The 21,358-nt window shown below is 54.9% G+C and carries 20 protein-coding genes and 1 rRNA gene; 11 read left to right on the forward strand and 10 right to left on the reverse strand.

What is annotated here, in order from left to right:
* Positions 1-70: 70 nt before the first annotated feature.
* Positions 71-595, forward strand: a complete 525-nt coding sequence (locus PHACT_RS12120) for a cytochrome c (protein ID WP_139141526.1) — start codon at positions 71-73, stop codon at positions 593-595.
* Between the two features lie 68 nt (positions 596-663).
* Here PHACT_RS12120 and PHACT_RS12125 read toward each other — a convergent pair whose 3' ends face one another.
* Together PHACT_RS12125 and PHACT_RS12130 are read right to left on the reverse strand one after the other, a co-directional pair.
* Positions 664-1,152 (reverse strand): Fur family transcriptional regulator, encoded by a 489-nt coding sequence (locus tag PHACT_RS12125; RefSeq protein WP_245730727.1) that lies wholly within the window; start codon positions 1,150-1,152, stop codon positions 664-666.
* A 13-nt stretch (positions 1,153-1,165) separates the two neighbouring features.
* Positions 1,166-1,558: an outer membrane protein assembly factor BamE gene (locus PHACT_RS12130; protein ID WP_070118005.1), complete on the reverse strand. Its 393-nt coding sequence runs from the start codon at positions 1,556-1,558 to the stop codon at positions 1,166-1,168.
* A gap of 121 nt (positions 1,559-1,679) precedes the next feature.
* On the opposite strand from PHACT_RS12130, the gene fur reads away from it, so the two are divergent.
* The gene (gene fur, locus PHACT_RS12135) at positions 1,680-2,099 is read left to right on the forward strand and encodes a ferric iron uptake transcriptional regulator (protein ID WP_070118006.1); all 420 of its coding nucleotides are present in this window, start codon (positions 1,680-1,682) and stop codon (positions 2,097-2,099) included.
* A gap of 7 nt (positions 2,100-2,106) precedes the next feature.
* Here the strand turns inward: fur and recN are convergent, their stop codons facing one another.
* The gene (gene recN / locus PHACT_RS12140) at positions 2,107-3,792 is read right to left on the reverse strand and encodes a DNA repair protein RecN (protein WP_070118007.1); all 1,686 of its coding nucleotides are present in this window, start codon (positions 3,790-3,792) and stop codon (positions 2,107-2,109) included.
* A 193-nt stretch (positions 3,793-3,985) separates the two neighbouring features.
* Here recN and grpE point away from each other — a divergent pair, with 193 nt between their 5' ends.
* The 3 genes from grpE to dnaJ all read left to right on the forward strand — a co-directional run bounded on the left by grpE (position 3,986) and on the right by dnaJ (position 7,927).
* Positions 3,986-4,621, forward strand: a complete 636-nt coding sequence (grpE, locus tag PHACT_RS12145; RefSeq protein WP_070118008.1) for a nucleotide exchange factor GrpE — start codon at positions 3,986-3,988, stop codon at positions 4,619-4,621.
* 241 nt (positions 4,622-4,862) lie between these two features.
* Entirely contained in the window at positions 4,863-6,785 is a 1,923-nt protein-coding gene (gene dnaK, locus PHACT_RS12150; protein ID WP_070118009.1) for a molecular chaperone DnaK, read from the forward strand.
* Between the two features lie 20 nt (positions 6,786-6,805).
* Entirely contained in the window at positions 6,806-7,927 is a 1,122-nt protein-coding gene (gene dnaJ, locus PHACT_RS12155) for a molecular chaperone DnaJ (RefSeq protein ID WP_070118010.1), read from the forward strand.
* 70 nt (positions 7,928-7,997) lie between these two features.
* Here dnaJ and PHACT_RS12160 read toward each other — a convergent pair whose 3' ends face one another.
* The 5 genes from PHACT_RS12160 to hemJ form a co-directional block, all read right to left on the reverse strand.
* On the reverse strand, positions 7,998-8,999 hold the full coding sequence (locus PHACT_RS12160; protein WP_070118011.1) for an adenosine kinase: 1,002 nt from the start codon (positions 8,997-8,999) through the stop codon (positions 7,998-8,000).
* A gap of 71 nt (positions 9,000-9,070) precedes the next feature.
* Positions 9,071-10,384, reverse strand: a complete 1,314-nt coding sequence (gene hemL / locus PHACT_RS12165) for a glutamate-1-semialdehyde 2,1-aminomutase (protein ID WP_070118012.1) — start codon at positions 10,382-10,384, stop codon at positions 9,071-9,073.
* 23 nt (positions 10,385-10,407) lie between these two features.
* On the reverse strand, positions 10,408-11,031 hold the full coding sequence (gene thiE / locus PHACT_RS12170; protein WP_070118013.1) for a thiamine phosphate synthase: 624 nt from the start codon (positions 11,029-11,031) through the stop codon (positions 10,408-10,410).
* A gap of 140 nt (positions 11,032-11,171) precedes the next feature.
* The gene (thiD, locus tag PHACT_RS12175) at positions 11,172-11,939 is read right to left on the reverse strand and encodes a bifunctional hydroxymethylpyrimidine kinase/phosphomethylpyrimidine kinase (RefSeq protein WP_211284396.1); all 768 of its coding nucleotides are present in this window, start codon (positions 11,937-11,939) and stop codon (positions 11,172-11,174) included.
* 47 nt (positions 11,940-11,986) lie between these two features.
* Positions 11,987-12,409, reverse strand: coding sequence for a protoporphyrinogen oxidase HemJ (gene hemJ / locus PHACT_RS12180; protein ID WP_070118014.1), 423 nt, complete (start codon positions 12,407-12,409; stop codon positions 11,987-11,989).
* Positions 12,410-12,606: 197 nt separating this feature from the next.
* Between hemJ and argC the strand changes: the two genes are divergently transcribed.
* The 4 genes from argC (at position 12,607) to erpA (ending at position 15,320) form a co-directional block, all read left to right on the forward strand.
* The gene (argC, locus tag PHACT_RS12185; protein WP_070118431.1) at positions 12,607-13,644 is read left to right on the forward strand and encodes an N-acetyl-gamma-glutamyl-phosphate reductase; all 1,038 of its coding nucleotides are present in this window, start codon (positions 12,607-12,609) and stop codon (positions 13,642-13,644) included.
* 102 nt (positions 13,645-13,746) lie between these two features.
* A complete protein-coding gene (locus tag PHACT_RS12190) occupies positions 13,747-14,397 on the forward strand; it encodes a DUF6776 family protein (RefSeq protein ID WP_139141527.1) in 651 nt (216 codons plus the stop codon).
* Positions 14,398-14,432: 35 nt separating this feature from the next.
* Positions 14,433-14,858 (forward strand): bactofilin family protein, encoded by a 426-nt coding sequence (locus PHACT_RS12195; protein WP_245730729.1) that lies wholly within the window; start codon positions 14,433-14,435, stop codon positions 14,856-14,858.
* Between the two features lie 108 nt (positions 14,859-14,966).
* Complete coding sequence (erpA, locus tag PHACT_RS12200; RefSeq protein ID WP_070118017.1) at positions 14,967-15,320, forward strand: iron-sulfur cluster insertion protein ErpA; 354 nt, start codon at positions 14,967-14,969, stop codon at positions 15,318-15,320.
* A 44-nt stretch (positions 15,321-15,364) separates the two neighbouring features.
* Here the strand turns inward: erpA and PHACT_RS12205 are convergent, their stop codons facing one another.
* Together PHACT_RS12205 and PHACT_RS12210 are read right to left on the reverse strand one after the other, a co-directional pair.
* Positions 15,365-16,480 (reverse strand): anhydro-N-acetylmuramic acid kinase, encoded by a 1,116-nt coding sequence (locus PHACT_RS12205; RefSeq protein ID WP_070118018.1) that lies wholly within the window; start codon positions 16,478-16,480, stop codon positions 15,365-15,367.
* A 6-nt stretch (positions 16,481-16,486) separates the two neighbouring features.
* Positions 16,487-17,887, reverse strand: coding sequence for a M23 family metallopeptidase (locus tag PHACT_RS12210; protein WP_070118019.1), 1,401 nt, complete (start codon positions 17,885-17,887; stop codon positions 16,487-16,489).
* Between the two features lie 183 nt (positions 17,888-18,070).
* On the opposite strand from PHACT_RS12210, the gene tyrS reads away from it, so the two are divergent.
* Together tyrS and PHACT_RS12220 are read left to right on the forward strand one after the other, a co-directional pair.
* Positions 18,071-19,354 carry a tyrosine--tRNA ligase gene (tyrS, locus tag PHACT_RS12215; protein ID WP_070118020.1) on the forward strand — a complete coding sequence of 428 codons (1,284 nt, stop codon included), beginning with the start codon at positions 18,071-18,073 and terminating at the stop codon, positions 19,352-19,354.
* A 463-nt stretch (positions 19,355-19,817) separates the two neighbouring features.
* Positions 19,818-21,356: ribosomal RNA gene (locus PHACT_RS12220) — 16S ribosomal RNA — on the forward strand.
* The last annotated feature ends 2 nt before the right edge of the window (positions 21,357-21,358 follow it).

Raw genomic sequence — 21,358 nt, forward strand, 5'->3', positions numbered from 1 at the left:
GTAATAGCGAAACCAAAACGGGCCTGACAATAAATAGCGATACAGGGGTGATGCGATGCAGAGCGGTACAATGTTGGTTAAGGCAGACTTTTTAAAAACCAGGTTGATCAAAATATCGATGTTGGCACTGTCACTGACGGCCCTGGTCGCGTGCAGTGACAACCAGTCGGCTTCGCAGTCAGGCAACCAGGGGCCGGCCCTGCCAGTCAGTCTGAACGATGTGATGGTGGCGCTGGTTAACAAGGCCACCGACCCTGACTGGACAGCGGTCTGGAATAACCCGCAGAGTGATCGCGACTGGCGTGAACTCGAGCATCTGGCGTTTCAGGTTCAGACAGGTGGCGGCCTGATGCAAGTTGCCGGTACCGGGCCGATGGATGCCGAGTGGGTTGCTGATGCGGGATGGCAGCGCCTGGCTGCCCAGTTGGAACAGGACGGCATCAGGGCGGTAAACGCGGTTCGCAGTCGTAATATAGAGCTGATGCAGCGCGCCGGCGGCCAGCTGATTGAAACCTGCGAATCATGCCACCAGCAATTTGCGACCGATCTGCCAAGACTGGACCAGATGACCGAGCGGCCGGCAGTGTCTTTGTAATCAGAGGCATTGTAACCGGGGGTGAGGCAATCCGGGATGACTGGTCATGGGCCTGGAACCCATGACGTTTACGCGTCAGCCTTCCGGCAAGTGTTGCAGATACCGTGAAATTCGATTTGTTGTCGCGCCAATGTGAAGCCAGTGTCTTCAATATTGGCGCTCAACTCCTGCAATATCTCTTTTCGGATACCAACCTCATTGACGCCATGGCATTCGTCGCAAATCAGAAACTGCGGCACTTCATGGTCATGTTTGCAGGTGATGTGAGAGCACGGCAGGTATTGATTGGTTGTTTCCAGGCGGTGAACCAGCTCGTTTTCCTTGAGGAAGTTAAGCATCCGGTAAACGGACATCACTGACAGCGTCTGGCCGTGATTATCCCGGTACTGATCTGCAATCTGATAGGCAGACAGCGGTTCAGGCGACTCCAGCACCACCTGCAGTACGCGCTTGCGTTTCTCCGTCAGCCGGGCACCCTGTTCGGCACAGATGCTGTGCGCCTGATCCAGCACGCGTGCTATATCCTGGCTTCCGGTCATGTGGGCTTCGGTTCGCATGTCGTATCCAGATTCAGGAGTTGGCGTCAGTCTCGTCTGTGACGGAAGCACTGCGAGACCAGGCGGCGTCTTCACCGGGTTCGAAGTCGCCCTCAAAACGGCTCAGCAGATCGTTGTCAAAGTACAGCGTCATGCGCTCCTGGCCGCGTTCGCCGCCACCGGGCTGGTAGTTGAATACGTAATCCCAACGATCCTGATTATAGGGGTCGCGCACCAGCGGCGTGCCCATCACAAAAACCACCTGGCGCCGAGTCATGCCAGGCTCCAGTTGATCAACCATTTCCTGGGTTATGATATTGCCCTGAGATATGCCGATTTTGTAAACGCCCGGAAACTGCGGCAAGGGTATGGATGAGCAGGCTGCGAAGCTGAGTGTCGCAACCAACAGGATAAGGGTTCTTAACATTTAACGCACCTGGAGTCGTGTGGGGCTGAACTTTCATCTGCTAACATTAGTGTGCATAATACCCTAGCAATTGCCTGCGGTAAAACAGCCAATAAACCAGCCGATAAACGAGAGAAACGATATGTCTGCAGAAAATCAGGAGTTACGCAAAGCGGGTCTAAAGGTCACTTTGCCGCGCGTGAAAATCCTGCAGTTACTGGAAAACTCGGAAACCCGGCATTTGAGTGCGGAAGATGTTTACAAGGCGCTGATTGATGCCGGCGAGGAAGTCGGTCTGGCGACCGTTTATCGTGTATTGACCCAGTTTGAGTCGGCGGGCCTGGTGATGCGGCACCGGTTTGAAGGTGGCCATTCGGTGTTTGAGCTGACGACCGTGGATCACCATGACCATCTGGTGTGCAGCAAATGCGGCCTGGTGGAAGAGTTTTTTGACGAAGTCATCGAAGACCGACAAGACAAGATCGCTGCCAATTTTGGCTTCGAAATCACGGATCACAGTCTGTACCTTTACGGAATCTGCGCGGACTGCCAGAAAAATTGACTGTCGCTCAGGCGCCGGCGGTCAGCTCCCGCGCGTGCGCCAGAGCCTCGTTGCTCAATGCCGGGCCATCAGAGTCCCCGCCCAGCATGCGAGCGATCTCCTGCAGTCTTTCCTGCTCATCCAGCTGATAGATTCTGCTTTTGGTAGTTTTGGCGCTGGCCTCTTTGCTGACCAGTAGATGCTGATTCGCCAGACTGGCTACCAGTGGTTGATGGGTGACACATAAAACCTGACTGCGGGTACCCAGACGTTTCAACAACTTGCCGACCACACGTGCAACGCCGCCGCCGATACCCACGTCGACCTCGTCGAAGACCAGGCTGGGCGTGTCCGACGTCATTGCTGTAATCACCTGGATGGCCAGGCTGATGCGTGATAACTCGCCGCCCGAGGCGATCCTGGCAAGCGGTTTGGCGGGCTGGCCCGGGTTGGTACTGATCAGAAATTCTACCTGTTCCAGACCATGTGCCTGCGGTCTGTCACTCTCCGTACTCTGTAACTCAATGCTTAGCCGGGCATCCGCCATGCCCAGGGTACCGAGTTGTTCGTTGACGGCCTTGGTCAGTTTGCTGGCCGCCTGCTGGCGCTCACTGCTCAATTTACCGGCCAGTGACAACCAGCTTTTTTGCAGACTCTGGGTCTGCTGCTGCAATGTGTCCAGATCTTCGGTACTTTGCGATGCCGCCGCCAGTTGCTCTTCAAGTTGCTGTTGCAAAGCGTAGAGTTCGTCAGGCCGCACTTTGTGCTTTCTGGCCAACTGGTGAATGCTGGCCAGTCTCTCATTAAGCTCTTCCAGCCGTGCCGGGTTGATTTCGATCTGGTCGAGCTGCCGGTTTAGCTCGCTGGCGGCTTCATCAACCTGAATCAGCGCTGTATTCAGCATTTCTTCAACGTTAGTCAGGCTTTTGCCACTGCCGCTCTGCTGTAACAGATTCAGTGCGTGGTGCAGGCTCTGGCTGATATTGCTGTCGTCGTCTTCGCGACATAATTGCACCAGCGCGCGCATGCCGACAATGCGGGACTCGGCATTACTGAGGCTGTCGAGTTCGGTTTCCAGCTCATCCAGCTCCGCCTCGCCCAGGGCCAGTTCGTTGAGTTCGCCAAGCTGATAACGCGCCAGTTCATTGTGAGCGGCCTGCTCGCTGAGGTCGGATTGCAGCGTTTGCAACTGTTTGTTGGCCGCTTTCCATTGCTCGCTGAGGTGTTTGAGCTCTTGCACGCGCGCCTGTTGGCCACCAAAATCATCCAGCAGCATCTGCTGTGTCGGTTTCTGCAGCAGTGAGTGATGTTCATGCTGACTGTGGATATCCATTAACAGGCTGCCCAGCGCGGTCATTGCCTGCAGGGTGACCTGGGAGTTGTTGATCCAGGCCCGGGAACGACCGTCGGCAGCAACACTGCGTCGAAGCAGGCACAGCCGGGGGTCATCGTCTGCTGTCAGTTCATGCTCGCGCAGCCATTGGCAGGCCAGCGGCAACCGGTCCACATCAAATTCCGCGCTGATCTCGGCGCGTTCACTGCCGCTGCGTACAACATCGCGGTCCGCTCTGTCGCCCAGCGCGAGGCCCAGTGCACCCAGGATGATGGACTTGCCGGCACCGGTTTCACCGGTGATTGCGGTCATGCCTGCCCTGAATTCGATATCGAGCTGTTCTGCTATGGCGTAATTACGAATTGAAAGATGTGTCAGCATAGTGTTCTTACTATAGTCCGGCCGCTGAGGTTTGACACGGTTAATTGAATCCGTGAAAGGACTTGAATCATATCATGCCGTCCCCATATTGAGCAGATATCAGCAATTGTTGTAAGCGATGCGCTTTAAGGCGAAGCCGCATCGTGTTGGCAAGCTACAGACTCATTGAATAAACCGACAGGCAGGTGAAAACATGGCAGATCAGAAAGCAGGTGAGCACGAGCACAAGGAGCAGGATCAGCAGGAACAGGTGTCCGCCGAGCAGAGGGCGGCGGAGCCGCAGGACAAGGGCGATGCCAGTAGCGCCGAAGTATCAGGAGAGGAGCTGACCCTGGAGCAGGCCCGCGAACGCCTGGATCAGGCAGACGCCGCGGCTGCTGCTCATCAGGCTGATATCCTGCGTTTGCACGCAGACATGCAGAATGTCCGTCGCCGCGCAGAGCAGGATGTGGAAAAAGCACATAAATACGGTCAGGAGAAGCTGGTTTCGGGTTTGTTACCCGTGCTGGATAACCTTGAGCGCGCCCTGCAGGCGGTCGACGGTGACGAAGACGCGAAGCTGACGGCACTGCGTCAGGGCGTTGAGCTGACCCTGAAGAGCTTTCTGGACTGTCTGAAAAAGTTCAACGTAGAGGTGCTTGATCCGGTGGGTGAGCCTTTTGATCCGCAATACCATCAAGCCATGGGCATGCAGGAAAGCAGCACTGCGGAGCCCGATACCGTGCTGGCAGTAATGCAGAAAGGCTACAGCCTGAACAGCCGTGTTTTGCGTCCGGCCATGGTAATGGTCTCCAGAGCGCCGACCGAAGGTGTTGATGTCAAAGCATAATATCAGGTGTAGCAGATAAGGCAGGGGCAAAAACCTGCCTGCAATACCCGGTTTCAGGAAAAACCGGTTGATTTTCAGTGCTGCGCTCTTGAATTCTGCACAAAAGTACCAATATAGAGCTTCAACGTAGTTACAAATAAGTTGCAGACAAGTTTCAGACTGAATCCAAACACAAATTTGAATAGGATCCGCCCGGGTCTCGAGTCAGACAAGACGGGTAGATTTAAGTGGAGATGAGATTATGGGCAAGATTATCGGTATAGATTTGGGTACGACCAATTCCTGTGTCGCAGTTATGGAAGGCGGCAAAGCCAAGGTCATCGAGAACGCCGAAGGAGATAGAACCACCCCGTCAGTGATTGCCTACACCAAGGATGGAGAAACCCTGGTGGGGCAGCCGGCCAAGCGTCAGTCTGTCACCAATCCGAAGAACACGCTGTTCGCCATCAAGCGCCTGATCGGTCGCCAGTTTAAGGACGACGTTGTCCAGAAAGACATCAAGATGGTGCCTTACGAAATTACCAAGGCCGACAATGGCGATGCCTGGGTCCGCGTTAACGACAACAACATGTCGCCACCGCAGATCTCGGCGCAGATTCTGAAAAAGATGAAAAAGACCGCTGAAGACTATCTTGGCGAGTCAGTGACGGAAGCGGTCGTCACTGTACCGGCATACTTCAACGATTCGCAGCGTCAGGCAACCAAGGATGCGGGCAAAATTGCCGGGCTTGAAATCAAGCGTATTATCAACGAGCCAACCGCCGCGGCGCTGGCCTACGGCATGGACAAGAAAGGCGGTGACAGCACCATCGCGGTTTATGACCTGGGTGGCGGTACTTTCGATATCTCCATCATCGAGATCGCGGAAACCGATGGCGAGCATACCTTTGAAGTGCTTTCCACGAACGGTGACACCTTCCTGGGTGGTGAAGATTTTGACCTGCGTCTGATCGATTACCTGGCAGACGAGTTCAAGAAAGAAAGTGGCATGGATCTGCGCAGCGACCCATTGGCTTTGCAGCGACTGAAAGAAGCCGCTGAAAAAGCCAAGATTGAACTGTCCTCTGCCCAGCAGACCGAGATCAATCTGCCGTACGTGACCGCAGATGCATCAGGCCCAAAACACCTTGTGCAAAAGCTGACCCGCGCCAAGTTTGAGTCACTGGTTGAAGAGCTGGTTGATCGCACCATTGCGCCGCTGAAAATGGCGTTGAAAGATGCCGGTCTTGATGTCAAGAAGATCGATGACGTCATCCTGGTCGGTGGTCAGACCCGTATGCCGCTGGTACAGAAAAAAGTGGCAGATTTCTTCGGCAAAGACGCACGACGCGATGTTAACCCAGATGAAGCGGTTGCCATCGGCGCGTCCATTCAGGCTGCGGTACTGGCCGGTGAGGTTAACGACGTTCTGCTGCTGGACGTGACGCCGTTGTCTCTGGGTATCGAGACCATGGGTGGCGTTACCAGCATCCTGATTGATAAAAACACCACCATCCCGACCAAGAAGACACAGGTGTTTTCAACAGCAGACGACAATCAGACAGCGGTAACCATTCACGTGGTTCAGGGTGAGCGCAAGCAGGCGACACAGAACAAATCTCTGGGCCGTTTTGACCTCAGTGATATCCCGCCGGCACCGCGCGGTATGCCACAGATTGAAGTGGCATTTGATCTTGATGCCAACGGCATTTTGCATGTGTCTGCCAAGGACAAGGCAACTAACAAAGAGCAGTCTATCGTTATCAAATCGTCCAGCGGTCTGTCGGACGAAGAGATCGATAAAATGGTCAAGGATGCCGAAGCGCACGCCGCTGATGATAAGAAATTCGAGGAACTGGTGACGGCGCGAAATACTGCTGATGGCCTGATCCATGCTACCCGCAAGACGCTGACAGATGCGGCCGACAAGGTTGAAGATGATGAGAAAGAAGCCATCGAGACCGCTATCACCGCACTGGAAGAAGCCATGAAGTCGGGTGATATCGAACAGATCACAGCGCGCACCAATGAGCTGACGGAAGCCTCTTCCGGATTGGCGCAGAAGATGTACGCCGATCAGCAGGGTGCTGACGCTCAGGCTGAGGCCGGCGATGACGCGGGCGGTGAATCAACGTCTGACGATGCAGTCGATGCTGAATTCGAAGAAGTAAAAGACGATAAATAAAACAGCCTGGCTGATGGACTATGTCGAAAAGAGATTATTACGAAGTACTGGATGTTGGTCGCGATGCGACGGAAGCGGAACTGAAAAAAGCCTACCGTCGTGTTGCGATGAAGCACCACCCCGACCGGAATCCTGATAACAAGGAGTCCGAAGACAAATTCAAGGAAGCCAACGAGGCTTTTGAGGTACTGTCTGATCCCGAGAAAAAGGCACGTTATGATCAATACGGTCATGCCGGTGTCAATCCTCAGGGTGGAGGCGGCGGTGCCGGTGATTTCGGGGATATCTTCAGCGATATTTTCGGCGATATTTTTGGAGGCAGCGGCGGCCGGGGTGGTCGCGCAGGCGTGCGCAAAGGCGCAGATCTGCGTTACAACCTGGAGCTGGACCTGGAAAACGCTGTCAAAGGCACTACGGTCAAGATCCGCATCCCGACCGCGGTAAACTGCGGCAGTTGCAGCGGCACCGGGGCAAAGAAGGGTTCGTCGCCGGTCGACTGCGCTACCTGTAACGGCATTGGCCAGGTCCGTATGCAGCAGGGGTTTTTCTCTGTTCAGCAGACCTGCCCGCGGTGTCAGGGCAGTGGCAAACAGATCAAGGATCCGTGTAATACCTGCCATGGCCGCGGCCAGGTTGAAGAACAGAAGACCCTGTCTGTCAAAGTGCCTGCCGGCGTCGATGAGGGTGATCGCATTCGTCTGACAGGAGAAGGCCAGGCGGGCGTCAATGGCGGCCCGCCCGGGGACCTGTATGTGCAGGTTCACATGCGAGCGCACAAACTGTTTGTCCGCGACGGTCGCGACCTGCACTGCGAAATCCCCATCAGCTTTGTTGATGCGGCGTTGGGTGGAGAGCTTGAAGTACCGACACTGGACGGACGTGTGAAGCTGAAGATTCCGGCGGAAACCCAGACCGGCAAACTTTTCCGTTTGCGCGGCAAAGGTGTGACGTCTGTCAGAGGTGGGCCGGCTGGTGACCTGTTATGCCGAGTGGTTGTGGAAACACCGGTAAAACTGACGCGTCGACAGAAAGAGATTCTGCAGGAATTTCAGAAGATCGGCGAAAGTGAAGGTCAGCAATCACCCAAGATGACATCGTGGTTTGATGGTGTGAAAAAATTCGTAGACGATCTGCGAGCCTGATGCTTTCATGCATCAGCAAAACAAAAAAGGCGCCAATAGGCGCCTTTTTTGTATGTTCAGATGAGTGGTATCACGCTGCATTGAAGGCCTGTAAAACCTTGCCGTGCGCATCCGGTGTCAGTCTGGGGCCGAACTCGGAAACCACGGTCGCCGCGGCCAGGCTGGCGAGTTCACCAGCGCGCTGAAAACTCATGCCCTGGGTCAGGCCATACATAAATGCGCCAGAGAACATGTCGCCGGCGCCGTTGGTGTCGACGGCCTTGACGTTGTGTGCGGCGATGTCGATATAGTTGTCACCATCAAACAGTCGCGCCCCGCGTGCCCCCCGGGTGACGGCAAACTGCCGGGCGATGGTTTTGAGTTTGCTGCAGGCTGCGTCGAAATTTTCTTCGTCGGCCCATGTCATGGCTTCCTTCTCATTGCAGAAAAGCAGGTCGACACCCTCGCCGAGTACTTCGTTAACGCCTGCTTTAAAGTACTCGACCATGGCTGGGTCGGAGAACGTCATGGCGGTTTTTACCTGACTGTCTTCGGCAATCTGTTTCAGGCGTTTGGCCGCTGCACGGGCGGAATCAGAGGTCACCAGGTAACCTTCAATATAAATGTATTTGGCCTGCTTGACCGACTCGGTCTTCAGTTCCTGTTCTGATACATACTGTGAAATACCCAGGTGGGTCAGCATGGTTCGTTCTGCATCAGGTGTCACCATGACAACGCAGCGCCCCGTTGTTCCGGTTTCACGCTGGGGCAACAAATTGGTTTCAATGTTGTGATCGCCCAGTTCAGCCATGTAAAAATCACCGGGTTCATCATTGGCGACCTTGCATGAATAAAATGCCTTGCCGCCAAACTGGCTCAAGGCATACAGGGAGTTGGCGGCAGAGCCACCCCCGGCCTGTTTTTTGAGAGGATAACGACTGGCCAGCAGGTCGAGCAACTGCTGCTGTTTGTCTTCTTCAATCAGGGTCATGAACCCCTTTTCGATACCGGCTTCGGCAAAGAAGCTGTCTTCAACTTCGAACTCTTTGTCGACCAATGCATTGCCAATGCCATATACATCATAGTGGTTCATAACAGCTGTCCTTCTTCTATTTTTTACTGGGAATACGCGTTTCGATCGGCAAAACTATCTCGGAAAAACCATTAAAGGGAAGCGAATGCCTTTTTCGCCGCCGCCATGGTTGTGTCCAGTTCCGCCTGGCCGTGCGCCGCTGACACGAAGCCGGCTTCGAATGCCGAGGGGGCAAGATAAACATTGTTGTTCAACATGACATGGAAGTATTTTCGGAACTGCTCCACATTGCAGGCCATGACCTGATCAAATCGGGTAATGCTGTCTTCGCCCGAGAAGAAGCAGCCGAACATGCCGCCGACCTGATTTGTAGTGAAAGGGATACCTGCTGCCCTGGCCTGCTCTTTTAAACCCGCAAGCATGGCTTCGGTGGTCGCGCCAAGCTCTTCATAAAAGCCCGGTTTCTGGATTTCCCGCAGCATGGCCTGGCCTGCTGCCACGGCCAGCGGGCTGCCTGACAATGTGCCTGCCTGATACACGCCGCCCTGAGGGGCAATACAATCCATGATGTCTTTGCGGCCGCCAAAGGCACCCACTGGCAGACCGCCGCCAATGACCTTGCCCAGAGCTGTCAGATCCGGTTTGATGCCATAGACAGACTGTGCACCACCCAAGGCGACACGGAAGCCGGTCATGACCTCGTCAAAAATCAGCACGCTGCCATGTTCGGTGCAAAGTTCGCGCATGGTTTCCAGAAAACCCGGCACTGGTGGCACCATGTTCATGTTGCCGGCGATAGGTTCCACTATAATGCAGGCGATTTCGTCGCCATGCTCTTTGAACAGGGCCTTCATGGCTTCAATGTCGTTGTAGGGCAGCACATAGGTCAGATCGGTGTAGGCTTTGGGTACGCCGAGGGAGTCTGGCTCGCCGAGGGTGAGGGCGCCGGAACCGGCTTTGACCAGCAAACCATCAACGTGGCCATGGTAACAGCCTTCAAATTTGACCACTTTGTCGCGCCGTGTATAACCACGCGCGAGACGGATTGCGCTCATGGTGGCTTCGGTGCCAGACGTTACCAGCCGCACGCGCTCGATCGACGGCACCAGCTTGCAAATGGTGCGTGCGATATCGACCTCAGCGGCGGTTGATGCGCCATAACCCAGGCCGCGACTCAATTGTTCCTGCAGCGCACCGATCACCGCCGGGTGACAATGTCCCAGAATAAGTGGGCCCCAGGCGCCGACGTAGTCGACATAACGATTGTTGTCCTCGTCGATCAGCCAGGCACCTTCGCCATGGTTAAAAAACAGTGGGGTGCCGCCGACGCCACGGAATGCCCGTACCGGCGAATTGACGCCACCCGGAATGAACTGTTGAGCCTCATCAAACAGGGTTGCCGAGCGCTCACTGGCATGGGGGTTGTCGGGGGTGGTGTTAGCCATAAGTACCTCTGGTTACAGGTTGTTTAAAATAAATTGTTGAGTTCGCGCGCACGGGCCCGAATGTCGGGGGCGGCGAACAGATGATTAATCACCGCCAGCATGTCGGCACCGGCAGTCAGCAGGTCACCACCGTTCTCTACCGTGATGCCGCCGATAGCAACAATGGGCAATTGTGTCTGCTGACGAATCAGGCGCAGGTTTTTGATGCTGGCCAGCGGCGCGTCCGGCTTGGTCAGGGACGGGAAAAAACGTCCCAGGGCAATATAGCTGGCACCGCTTTTTTCCGCCGCCGCTACCAGTGCCGGGTTGTCATGGCAACTGACGCCGATCACTGCTGACGGCCCCAGTCGGTATCGTGCTTCAGCCAGGTCGGTATCGGACTGACCAAGGTGAACGCCATCGGCCTCAACGGCCTGACACAGGTCAATGTCATCGTTGATAATCAGGCTGGCCTGGTAATGCTGGCACAGGGCCTTAAGCGCGGCTGCCTGCGCGACCCGGTGCCTGAATTCACCGCTCTTGCGTCGGTACTGCAGGACCCGTATGCCACCATCGAGGGCCTGTTTCACGGCTGATTCCAGTGCTGTGTCCGCAAGCAGATGCTCATCGGTTATTGCGTACACGCCTGAAGCAGGGAATACGCTCATTGCGGCGACAGGGTCTGGCAAAACTGAATTACCTGCTATGGTCTTAGTGAATTGGGATGGTGTCATGCATATGTGGCGCTATTCTAACAGAGCGTCTTCGGTCAGTGACAATTCCTGTGCAGCGTACGCACCCGTTGGTTCTAGGTATTTGTCGGCCGTCGATCGGGCAGGGCCTGGCCCTGCCCGGCCTGCCAGCCTCGTTGTAGCGCCTGCCAGGTGAAAGTCTGGGCATTGCAGGTCGCCTGAGTCAGCGGTTGAGCCAGCGCCAGCCCCGCCGCCAGCGCCGAAGCCAGTGTACAGCCGGAGCCATGGTAGCTGCCGGGTAGTCGCGGCCAGACCCAATATTCGGCGGGTGCATTGTTGTGATACAGGGTGTTGGTCACATCCTGCGTCTGTGCATGTGTGCCTGTCACCAGAACGTGCTGGCAGCCCAGTTGCATCAGTGTTGAAGCAGCGACGGCCTGATCGTCATGTTCATCCAGGCAGAGAGCGCTTAGTTCATCCGTGTTTGGCGTCAACACGGTCACCCTGGGCAGGATGTGGCTACGATAGGCGTCTACCAGGTCATTGTTGCTGAAATTAAAACCACCACCCGCTTTTAACACGGGGTCTGCCACGATCGGCAAGTTCTGATGGTCAGCAATTACTTCGCTTATAAGCCTCAGATTATCAAGATTGTCGATCAAGCCGATCTTGATGGCATGCACGGGCACGTCTGCCAACAGGGTCGCCAGTTGCGCTCTCAGCAGGTTGACGGCAACAGGCTGCGTGCGCACAACATTATGAGTGTCCTGAACGGTCAGTGACGTGATCACAGGCAGGCAATGACAGCCATTGGCAGACAGGGTCTCGATATCGGCCTGAATGCCGGCGCCACCGGTTGGGTCCAGGCCGGACAGACAGAGCACGTTGGGCCTGGCGTGAGGGGTATCGGGCCTGTCCAGGGCAGCGTGGCTCAAAATGGTTTTACAACAACAAGAATGACGATGGCGATCAATGCCAATACGGGTGCTTCGTTGAAATAACGAAAGAACACGTGGCTATGGGTATTGCGGTTCTCCCTGAATCGCACCAGAAACCACCCGCAGCTGATGTGGTAGACGATAACCAGCGCCACCAACGTCAGCTTGGCGTGGAACCAGCCCTGCGACAGATAAAACTCAGGCGCCGATGACACCAGCAGCCCGCCGAACAGCACGGTAAAAACCGCAGATGGCGTGCTTATGCCCCAATACAGTTTGCGCTCCATAATGACAAAGCGGTCTTTGCTGATCTGATCATCACTCATGGCGTGATAAACAAACAGCCTTGGCAGATAAAAAATACCTGCAAACCAGGTGATGACAGCAATAATATGAAACGCTTGAATCCAGGCCATAGCTTCCTACCAAGATGTTCATGGGGTATATATAGATTATGACGTCCGCAGCCAATCGCGTACAGTATAAAGCAACAATCAGCGTGTCCGCTGCGGTAAACCGGCAGCAGACGCTTGTGATAGCACCTGACGCCACCATCAGGTGTTAGAATAGAGACCAAATACAGTTAAACAATGCGGGAATGCGGGAGAGTGTCGTGATAAAAGCAGGGATAATCGGAGCCACTGGGTACACCGGCGTGGAGTTGTTGCGCCTGCTGGCGTTGCATGATGATGTGTCAATCGAGGTCGTCACCTCTCGTGAACTCGAAGGTACTGCCGTTGCGACCCTGTTTCCGAATCTGCGCGGGTATGTGGATCTTGCTTTTACGGCGCCGGATGATGATGCACTGGCTGCCTGTGACGTGGTTTTTTACGCAACGCCGCATACTGTTGCCATGAAAACGGCGGCAAAATTGATGGCACGGGGCGTGCGGGTAATCGATCTGTCTGCTGACTTTCGCTTAAAAGATCAGGCGGAATGGGAGCAGTGGTACAAAGAGCCCCACGAAAGCCCGGAACTGATCGCCAAGGCGGTCTACGGATTGCCGGAAGTGAATCGCGATCAGATTCGTGAGGCACAATTGATCGCGGTGCCGGGGTGTTATCCGACCGCCGTGCAGCTGGGATATCTACCCTTGCTGGAGAACGGGCTGGTTGACGCGTCGCGGTTGATTGCCGATGCCAAGTCCGGTGTCAGTGGCGCCGGCCGCAAAGCGGCTGTCGGCAGTCTGCTGTGCGAGTCTTCCGAGTCCATGAACGCCTACGGAGTTGCCGGCCACCGGCATTTGCCGGAAATTTCTCAAGGACTGCGAGCCGCGGCCGGTGGGGATGTCGGGCTGACCTTTATTCCGCATCTGACGCCGATGATACGGGGCATTCACGCCACGCTGTACGCCGCACCCGTTGGCAAGGTCAGCGCAGAGCAATTGCAGGCATTGTACGAAGACCGGTATCAATCCGAGCGTTTTGTCGATGTGATGCCGATGGGCTCACAGCCAGCCACGCGCAATGTCAAAGGCACCAACCGGTGTCAGCTGGCGGTGCATTACCTTGAGCACAGCAATAATATTGTGGTCCTGTCAGTAATCGATAATCTGGTGAAGGGCGCATCCGGTCAGGCTGTACAGAATATGAATATCATGTTCGGGCTGAATGAAAGCGCCGGACTGAAAACCATCTCTTTACTGCTGTAAGTAGCGATTATGCCAGGTGCCGTCAAGGGTAGCAGACAACATCGAATGACCGTAGTGCGGCACCGGCCGTGGCAACGTGCAGGACTATTCCTGATATTCGGTTTGCTCTTTTCTTTGGCGCTGGTGCTGGCTTACCGCACGGGTTTTCAGCGAGGTGCAGATAATCTGTCAGAGATGGGCCTGGCACATCAGCAGGGCCTGTCGGATGTGCAGCGTGCCACCGGGCAAATAGCAGAGCTGCAGGCTGCGTTATCCGTCGCGGAGCGAAACCTGCAGGTGGACGATCAGGTCAAGGCGCAGGCACAGACATCAATCGCGGCCATGCGCAGCGAGATTGCGCTACTCCAGCGAGACGTAGCATTGTACCGTCAGGTTATGGCGCTGGAGTCGGTGGCGCCGGCACTGGCAATGCAGTCCTGGCAATTAGTCGCTACGGAGCTGCCGAATCAATATCGCTATCGACTGACCCTGTCCTACACCGGTGCTGAGGGTAGCGTGCTTAGCGGAGAGCTACGAATGACTGTGACAGAACTACCAGCGGCGGAGGTTGCGGAACCGGCAAATGGCATGGCCGAGCACAAAATCGAAATCACAGAACCGGTAAATATGCGCTATCTGCAGGTACTGGAGGGAAATATTCAGATACCGTCGGGTTTCGCCGCCGGTCATGTTAAGCTCGATTTCAGCACAAACACGACGCCGTCGATTACGTTCAGTGAAAGCATAGCATGGCAGCCCGAGGGGGAATTCTGATGTTCGGATCGCAAAACAAAGCGCGCAGGAGCAAGGTGACAGCGCATACCCTGATTTCTGCAGCCACCGAGCTCAAGGGTGACCTGAAATTTAGTGGCGAGTTGATTGTGGAAGGTCGCGTTACCGGCGATATCAAAGCAGCCGATGATTCCGATGCCGTGCTGCGGGTTGCCGAGCAAGGCCTGATAGAAGGTGAGATAAACGTGCCCAATGTGATCATTAATGGCACGGTAAAAGGCGATATTTATGCCTGCAGTCATATTGAACTTGCCGCCAAAGCCTGTATTACCGGCGACGTACATTACAAATTGATCGAAATGGTCATGGGAGCCCGGGTTAATGGCAGTCTGCTGTGCAGCGCTGAGCTGTCCGCAGGTCGCAAGGCCCTGACCTACCAGCAGGAGGTGCTGGGTGCTGGAGAGGTAGAGGCATCGGCTTCAGGGCACGGCAGTTCAGTTTGACGGCGCCGTCTAATAGTTGACTAATTTACTTGGTTAAGCCCATAATTCCCCCTGTTATTCACGGTTTTCCCGATTGAAAACCTTCACCAGCTTTCAGATACTGTTGTTATGTCTACTGTACAATCACACGATCCCGTCATTATTGCGCTCACTGATACCGCTGCGAACAAGGTCAAAACCCTGGTTGCGGAAGAGGGCAAGCCAGGCCTGAAATTGAGGGTGTTTGTAACCGGGGGCGGCTGCTCGGGCTTTCAGTATGGTTTCAGTTTCGACGAAGATGTGGCCGAGGACGATACCATTGTCGACCATCAGGGAGCGACATTGCTGGTGGATCCACTGAGTTATCAATACCTGGTAGGTGCCAAGGTGGATTACGTAGAAAATCTGGACGGATCACGATTCGTGGTGAATAACCCGATGGCCAGCACCACCTGTGGGTGCGGTTCCTCGTTCTCCATTTAATGCCCCGCCAGGGGACAAGCACAGCTCAGGCGTAATAGACCCCGTCAGGTGTAATAGACCCCGCCCATGATGACTGGATGCCTGGCCCCAGTCAGGTCTCGACTGTCCACCTGCTGCCGGTTCAACGTCTGATGTGCCAGCCAGCCAAATGTTACGGCTTCCACCCAGTCTGCAGATAAGCCGCAATCATCACTGGTGAGCACCCTGCCTGCAGGTAGCAGTTGTTGCAGGCGTTGCAGCAGGAAAGTGTTGTGCGCGCCCCCGCCACAGACAATCAACTCGTCCGTCTGCTGCGAGCTGTCTATTGCTTCGATGATACTAAGCGCAGTCAGCTCGGCCAGAGTCCGCTGCACGTCAGCTGCATCCGGCGTGTGCGATAACTGCGCAAGCCTGTCCTGCAGCCACGAGTGATTAAACAGTTCGCGTCCGGTGCTTTTGGGTGGCGCCAAGCGGAAATAGTCTTCATCCAGCAGCAATTGCAGTAACGCAGTATCCACTTTACCTGATGCCGCCCACTGGCCAGCGTTGTCATAACGCTGGTTGCGGGCCTTTTGAATCCAGATGTCCATTAATACGTTGCCGGGCCCGGTGTCATGGCCTCGGGGAGTCGCGGTGGGCGACGGGTTCAGGTAAGTAATATTGGCCATGCCGCCAATATTCACCACGCAGCGGCGAACGCCTTGGTGGTAGAAAGAATGCTGATGGAAAAGAGGGGCGAGCGGCGCGCCCTGGCCGCCTGCCGCCATATCGCGCCGCCGGAAATCATGGATGGTGGTGATGCCGGTTAGCTCGGCGATAGTGTTGGGGTCGCCGATCTGAGTGCTGAACCGGTGGTTGCCGATGGGTTGATGGAAAATGGTCTGACCATGACTGCCAATGGCCTGGATCTGACTGGCCGTCAGCCCGGCGTGCGCGATCAGCTCGTTGATTGAGTCAGCAAACGCATGGCCAACCCGGACGTCCAGTGTTCCCAGTGCATGCAGGCTGACCGTTGCAGTTCTGCACAGTGACAGGATGTCATCGCGCAAATCAACGGGGAATTCACCAGACAGGGTTGCCAATAATCTGGTTCGTTCTGGGCCGCATTCAATCAGGGCGCAATCAATTGCGTCTACGCTGGTGCCGGAGATAACGCCTATAAAATAGCCGGTATCAGACATGGCGGATCACTCTGAGCCAGCAGCCTGGTTCGGTGTGTTGGTAAACGTCAGCAGGCGCCCGTCAGGTTTGGTTTCGTTGAAACGCTTCAGGATACGGCTGGCGTGTTCCAGAAAGCGCGGCATTTCGCTGGGCTCCAGGCTGATCGCCTGTGGCAGTGCGTCAACGATGGTGCGAGGGTCTTTGTGCACACCATTGACCAGAAATTCATAATGCAGATGCGGGCCCGTGGCGCCGCCGGTTGAACCTACATAACCGATGATCTGGCCTTGCTGAACCCGACTGCCCTTCTTGATACCGCCGGCGTAATCATTAAGGTGTGCGTACTTGGTTTCAAAGCTGCCGTTGTGTTGAATCACCACCAGTTTTCCGAACGATCCGTTGCGCGCAGCCCAGGTCACTGTGCCGTCAGCAGTGGCGCGAATCGGCGTACCCGTGGGGGCTGCATAATCGGTTCCGCGATGCGCGCGAATGGTGTTCAGTATTGGGTGGCGGCGATTCGGGTTGAAATTTGAACTGATTCGGAATACATCCAGCGGGTTGCGCAAAAAAGCTTTTTGCATACTTTCGCCGTCGGGGCTGAAGAAGCCTGCATCGCCCTGCGTGGTCTCATAGCGGACCGCGACATGCTCCCGGCCGCGATTGATAAACTGGGCTCCCAGGATATCGCCAGTGCCGATAAACTCGCCATTCAGATACTTTTCTTCGTAGACAATGCTGAATTGATCGCCTGAGCGCGGGTCCATGAGAAAGTCGATGACGCCGCCAAAGACATCGGCCATGCCCATGATGACACTGGCCGGGATTTCCGCCTGCTGGCCGGCAAGAAACAGGCTGTCAGCGATAGCGCCCTGTTTGACGACCGGCAGGATATCGGCCTGCAACTGAATGGGCTCTACCTGGTAGTTGGCATCCTGGCGAGTGAAAACGAAACCTTCGAGCGGTGATACAAATACCTGAAGTTGTTCCAGCAGGCCTGGCTCCGGGATGTGAAAGCTCAGTTCGTATCCGGGGAACAGGCGGTTCAGGATGCCGGCTTCGTCGGAGCTGTTGATGATGCGGTAAAGCTCCTGGGCGGACAGGCCGACCTTGCCAAATATGGCTGACAGGTTATCACCCGGCTGCACGGTCAGAGAATGCCAGTTGACCCGGCTGTCTAATGCAGCGCCGTCAATAACGGCGTCGGTCAGTGGCAGGGGACCCACAAACGGAGAAACTGCGTCGCTGGACAGGGACGCATCTATCGAAGCAATCGCATTGTCGCGCCGAAGGCGCTCTCGATCTTCGAAGTGCTCGGGAACCAGAGTCACAACAAGTATCAATGCCAGCCCAAGTGCGCTGGCCAGCCAGACGTGGTTGCGTGGATAATATCTGCGAAGGATTTGTCGGGCTTTTGCTATCGAGTCCATGGAGATTGTTCTTGTCTCTATACGTGCATTACCGCCGGCGCGTCGTGGAAGCAATGGGGCTGCCCGAATACGCGCACAAACGCCAATTCTTAAGGCTTTTGCCGCTCAGGTCAAGTCTTATTCCGACCAATAGTGTAGAATCCGGGATGATTTTCAAGCGCGTATTTTTAACGGAAAACTGTCATGGTACAAAAAACAGTAGATATTTTGGCTGACCTTGAGGCAAGAGGTCTGGTCTCCCAGATGACGTCAGAAGACGAATTCCGGCCTCATTTAGTCGGTGGTAGTCGCACTATATATAGTGGCTTTGACCCGACCGCCGATAGCCTGCACATTGGTCATCTGGTTCCCTTGCTGGCATTGCGCCGCTTTCAGCTCGCCGGACACAAACCGCTGGCCCTTGTTGGCGGTGCTACCGGCATGATCGGCGACCCCAGTTTCAAGGCGGCAGAGCGCCAATTAAACTCGACTGAAATCATAAGTGGCTGGGTGGACTCGTTAAAAGGTCAGCTGAGCCGTTTTCTGGATTTTGACTGTGGTGAGTCATCAGCAATGGTGGTAAACAACCTGGACTGGACGCGTGATCTGAATGTGCTGAGTTTTTTGCGCGATATTGGCAAGCACTTCTCGGTCAATGCCATGATCCAGAAGGAATCGGTCAAGCAACGTATTGAGCGCGAAGGATCGGGTATCTCTTTCACCGAATTCAGCTATATGATCTTGCAGTCCTACGATTTTGCCGAACTCTATCGTCGCCATGACTGCAGTATCCAGATTGGGGGCAGTGACCAGTGGGGCAACATTACCGGTGGTATTGATCTGGCCCGACGTATGTATCAGGGGCAGACATATGGGTTGACGCTGCCGCTGGTGACCAAGGCGGACGGGCAAAAATTTGGTAAAACCGAAACCGGTACGGTGTGGCTGGATCCGGACAAGACGTCACCTTACGCGTTTTTCCAGTTCTGGCTGAACACGGCGGATGCCGATGTATACAAATTTTTGCGTTATTTCACGTTCCTGTCGGTCAGCGAGATAGCTGAAATAGAAGCGGCTGATGCGGCGGCGACCGGCCGGCCGGCAGCTCAGGGTATTCTGGCGCGCGAAGTTACCCGGCTGGTGCATGGCGATGAGGGGCTGCAAGCGGCCGAGCGCATCAGTGCGGCATTGTTCTCTGGAGAGCTGGGGGACCTGACTGCCCCGGATTTTGACCAGTTGCGTCTTGATGGGCTGCCAACCACGGATGCTGATGGTGAGGTGTTGCCTATAGTAGAAGCACTGGTGTCGACGGGGCTGGCGGCCTCCAATCGGGTTGCGCGTGAATTCATAGCTGCCGGGGCGGTGTCGGCCAACGGGGTCAAAGTACCTGATACAGATGTGTCGCTGACAAAAGCCGATGCCTTGTTTGGCAAATATATTGTGCTAAAGCGTGGTAAAAAGCTGTTTCACCTCTTGCGTTTTGCGTAAACAGGCCTGTCAGGTAAAATTTATGACGGCATGATGAAATTCTGCTTGCAGAGGAAAAATACTGTGGCATAATGCGCGCCCTTGACGAGATAACACCCTGGTCAAGGTTGGCAGGACAGCAGTATTTTCAGATGGAATTGTTGGCGATGAGCTGGCAAAGAAAGTGAAAAAAAGTGCTTGCCAGATTGCTTGAAACGCGTATAATACGCGGCCTCTTAGCCACGAAGGCTGAGGCGGAAAAGTTCTTTAAAAGACAGAGATTAAGTAATAGAGGTGGGTGCTTGCCGAGGTATTTTTGCGCAATCGTAAAGATATCAAAGGGAAGCAACCGCGTTAATTATCAGCCCTCCCAAGGGTTGATGATTTAAGTCAATAGACAGTAGTTGTAAACTTTGAGCATGATTTTAACTTGAGTGAATTGTCGGTTAAGTAGTACGGCGAGTAAGCTTGAGTGTAAAACCTTAAACTGAAGAGTTTGATCATGGCTCAGATTGAACGCTGGCGGCAGGCTTAACACATGCAAGTCGAGCGGAAACGATGGGAGCTTGCTCCCAGGCGTCGAGCGGCGGACGGGTGAGTAACGCGTAGGAATCTGCCTGGTAGTGGGGGATAGCTCGGGGAAACTCGAATTAATACCGCATACGCCCTACGGGGGAAAGCAGGGGATCTTCGGACCTTGCGCTATCAGATGAGCCTGCGTCGGATTAGCTAGTTGGTGGGGTAAAGGCCCACCAAGGCGACGATCCGTAACTGGTCTGAGAGGATGATCAGTCACACCGGAACTGAGACACGGTCCGGACTCCTACGGGAGGCAGCAGTGGGGAATATTGGACAATGGGGGCAACCCTGATCCAGCCATGCCGCGTGTGTGAAGAAGGCCTTCGGGTTGTAAAGCACTTTAAGCAGGGAGGAAAGGGGCAAGACTAATAATCTTGTCAGTTGACGTTACCTGCAGAATAAGCACCGGCTAACTTCGTGCCAGCAGCCGCGGTAATACGAAGGGTGCAAGCGTTAATCGGAATTACTGGGCGTAAAGCGCGCGTAGGCGGTTTGGTTAGTTGGATGTGAAAGCCCAGGGCTCAACCTTGGAACTGCATCCAATACTGCCAGGCTAGAGTACGGGAGAGGGGGGTAGAATTCCACGTGTAGCGGTGAAATGCGTAGAGATGTGGAGGAATACCGGTGGCGAAGGCGGCCCCCTGGATCGATACTGACGCTGAGGTGCGAAAGCGTGGGGAGCAAACAGGATTAGATACCCTGGTAGTCCACGCCGTAAACGATGTCAACTAGCCGTTGGGAGCGTAATGCTCTGAGTGGCGCAGCTAACGCACTAAGTTGACCGCCTGGGGAGTACGGTCGCAAGATTAAAACTCAAATGAATTGACGGGGGCCCGCACAAGCGGTGGAGCATGTGGTTTAATTCGACGCAACGCGAAGAACCTTACCTGGTCTTGACATCCCAAGAACTTTCCAGAGATGGATTGGTGCCTTCGGGAACTTGGAGACAGGTGCTGCATGGCTGTCGTCAGCTCGTGTCGTGAGATGTTGGGTTAAGTCCCGTAACGAGCGCAACCCTTGTCCTTATTTGCCATCATTTAGTTGGGCACTCTAAGGAGACTGCCGGTGACAAACCGGAGGAAGGTGGGGACGACGTCAAGTCATCATGGCCCTTACGACCAGGGCTACACACGTGCTACAATGGTTCGTACAAAGGGTTGCCAAGCCGCGAGGTGGAGCTAATCCCATAAAACGAATCGTAGTCCGGATCGGAGTCTGCAACTCGACTCCGTGAAGTCGGAATCGCTAGTAATCGTAAATCAGAATGTTACGGTGAATACGTTCCCGGGCCTTGTACACACCGCCCGTCACACCATGGGAGTGGGTTGCAAAAGAAGTGGGTAGCATAACCTTCGGGAGTGCGCTCACCACTTTGTGATTCATGACTGGGGTGAAGTCGTAACAAGGTAGCCGTAGGGGAACCTGCGGCTGGATCACCTCCTTAAA

Origin of the sequence: Pseudohongiella acticola, assembly GCF_001758195.1 — a bacterium.
GTDB classification, from domain to species: domain Bacteria; phylum Pseudomonadota; class Gammaproteobacteria; order Pseudomonadales; family Pseudohongiellaceae; genus Pseudohongiella; species Pseudohongiella acticola.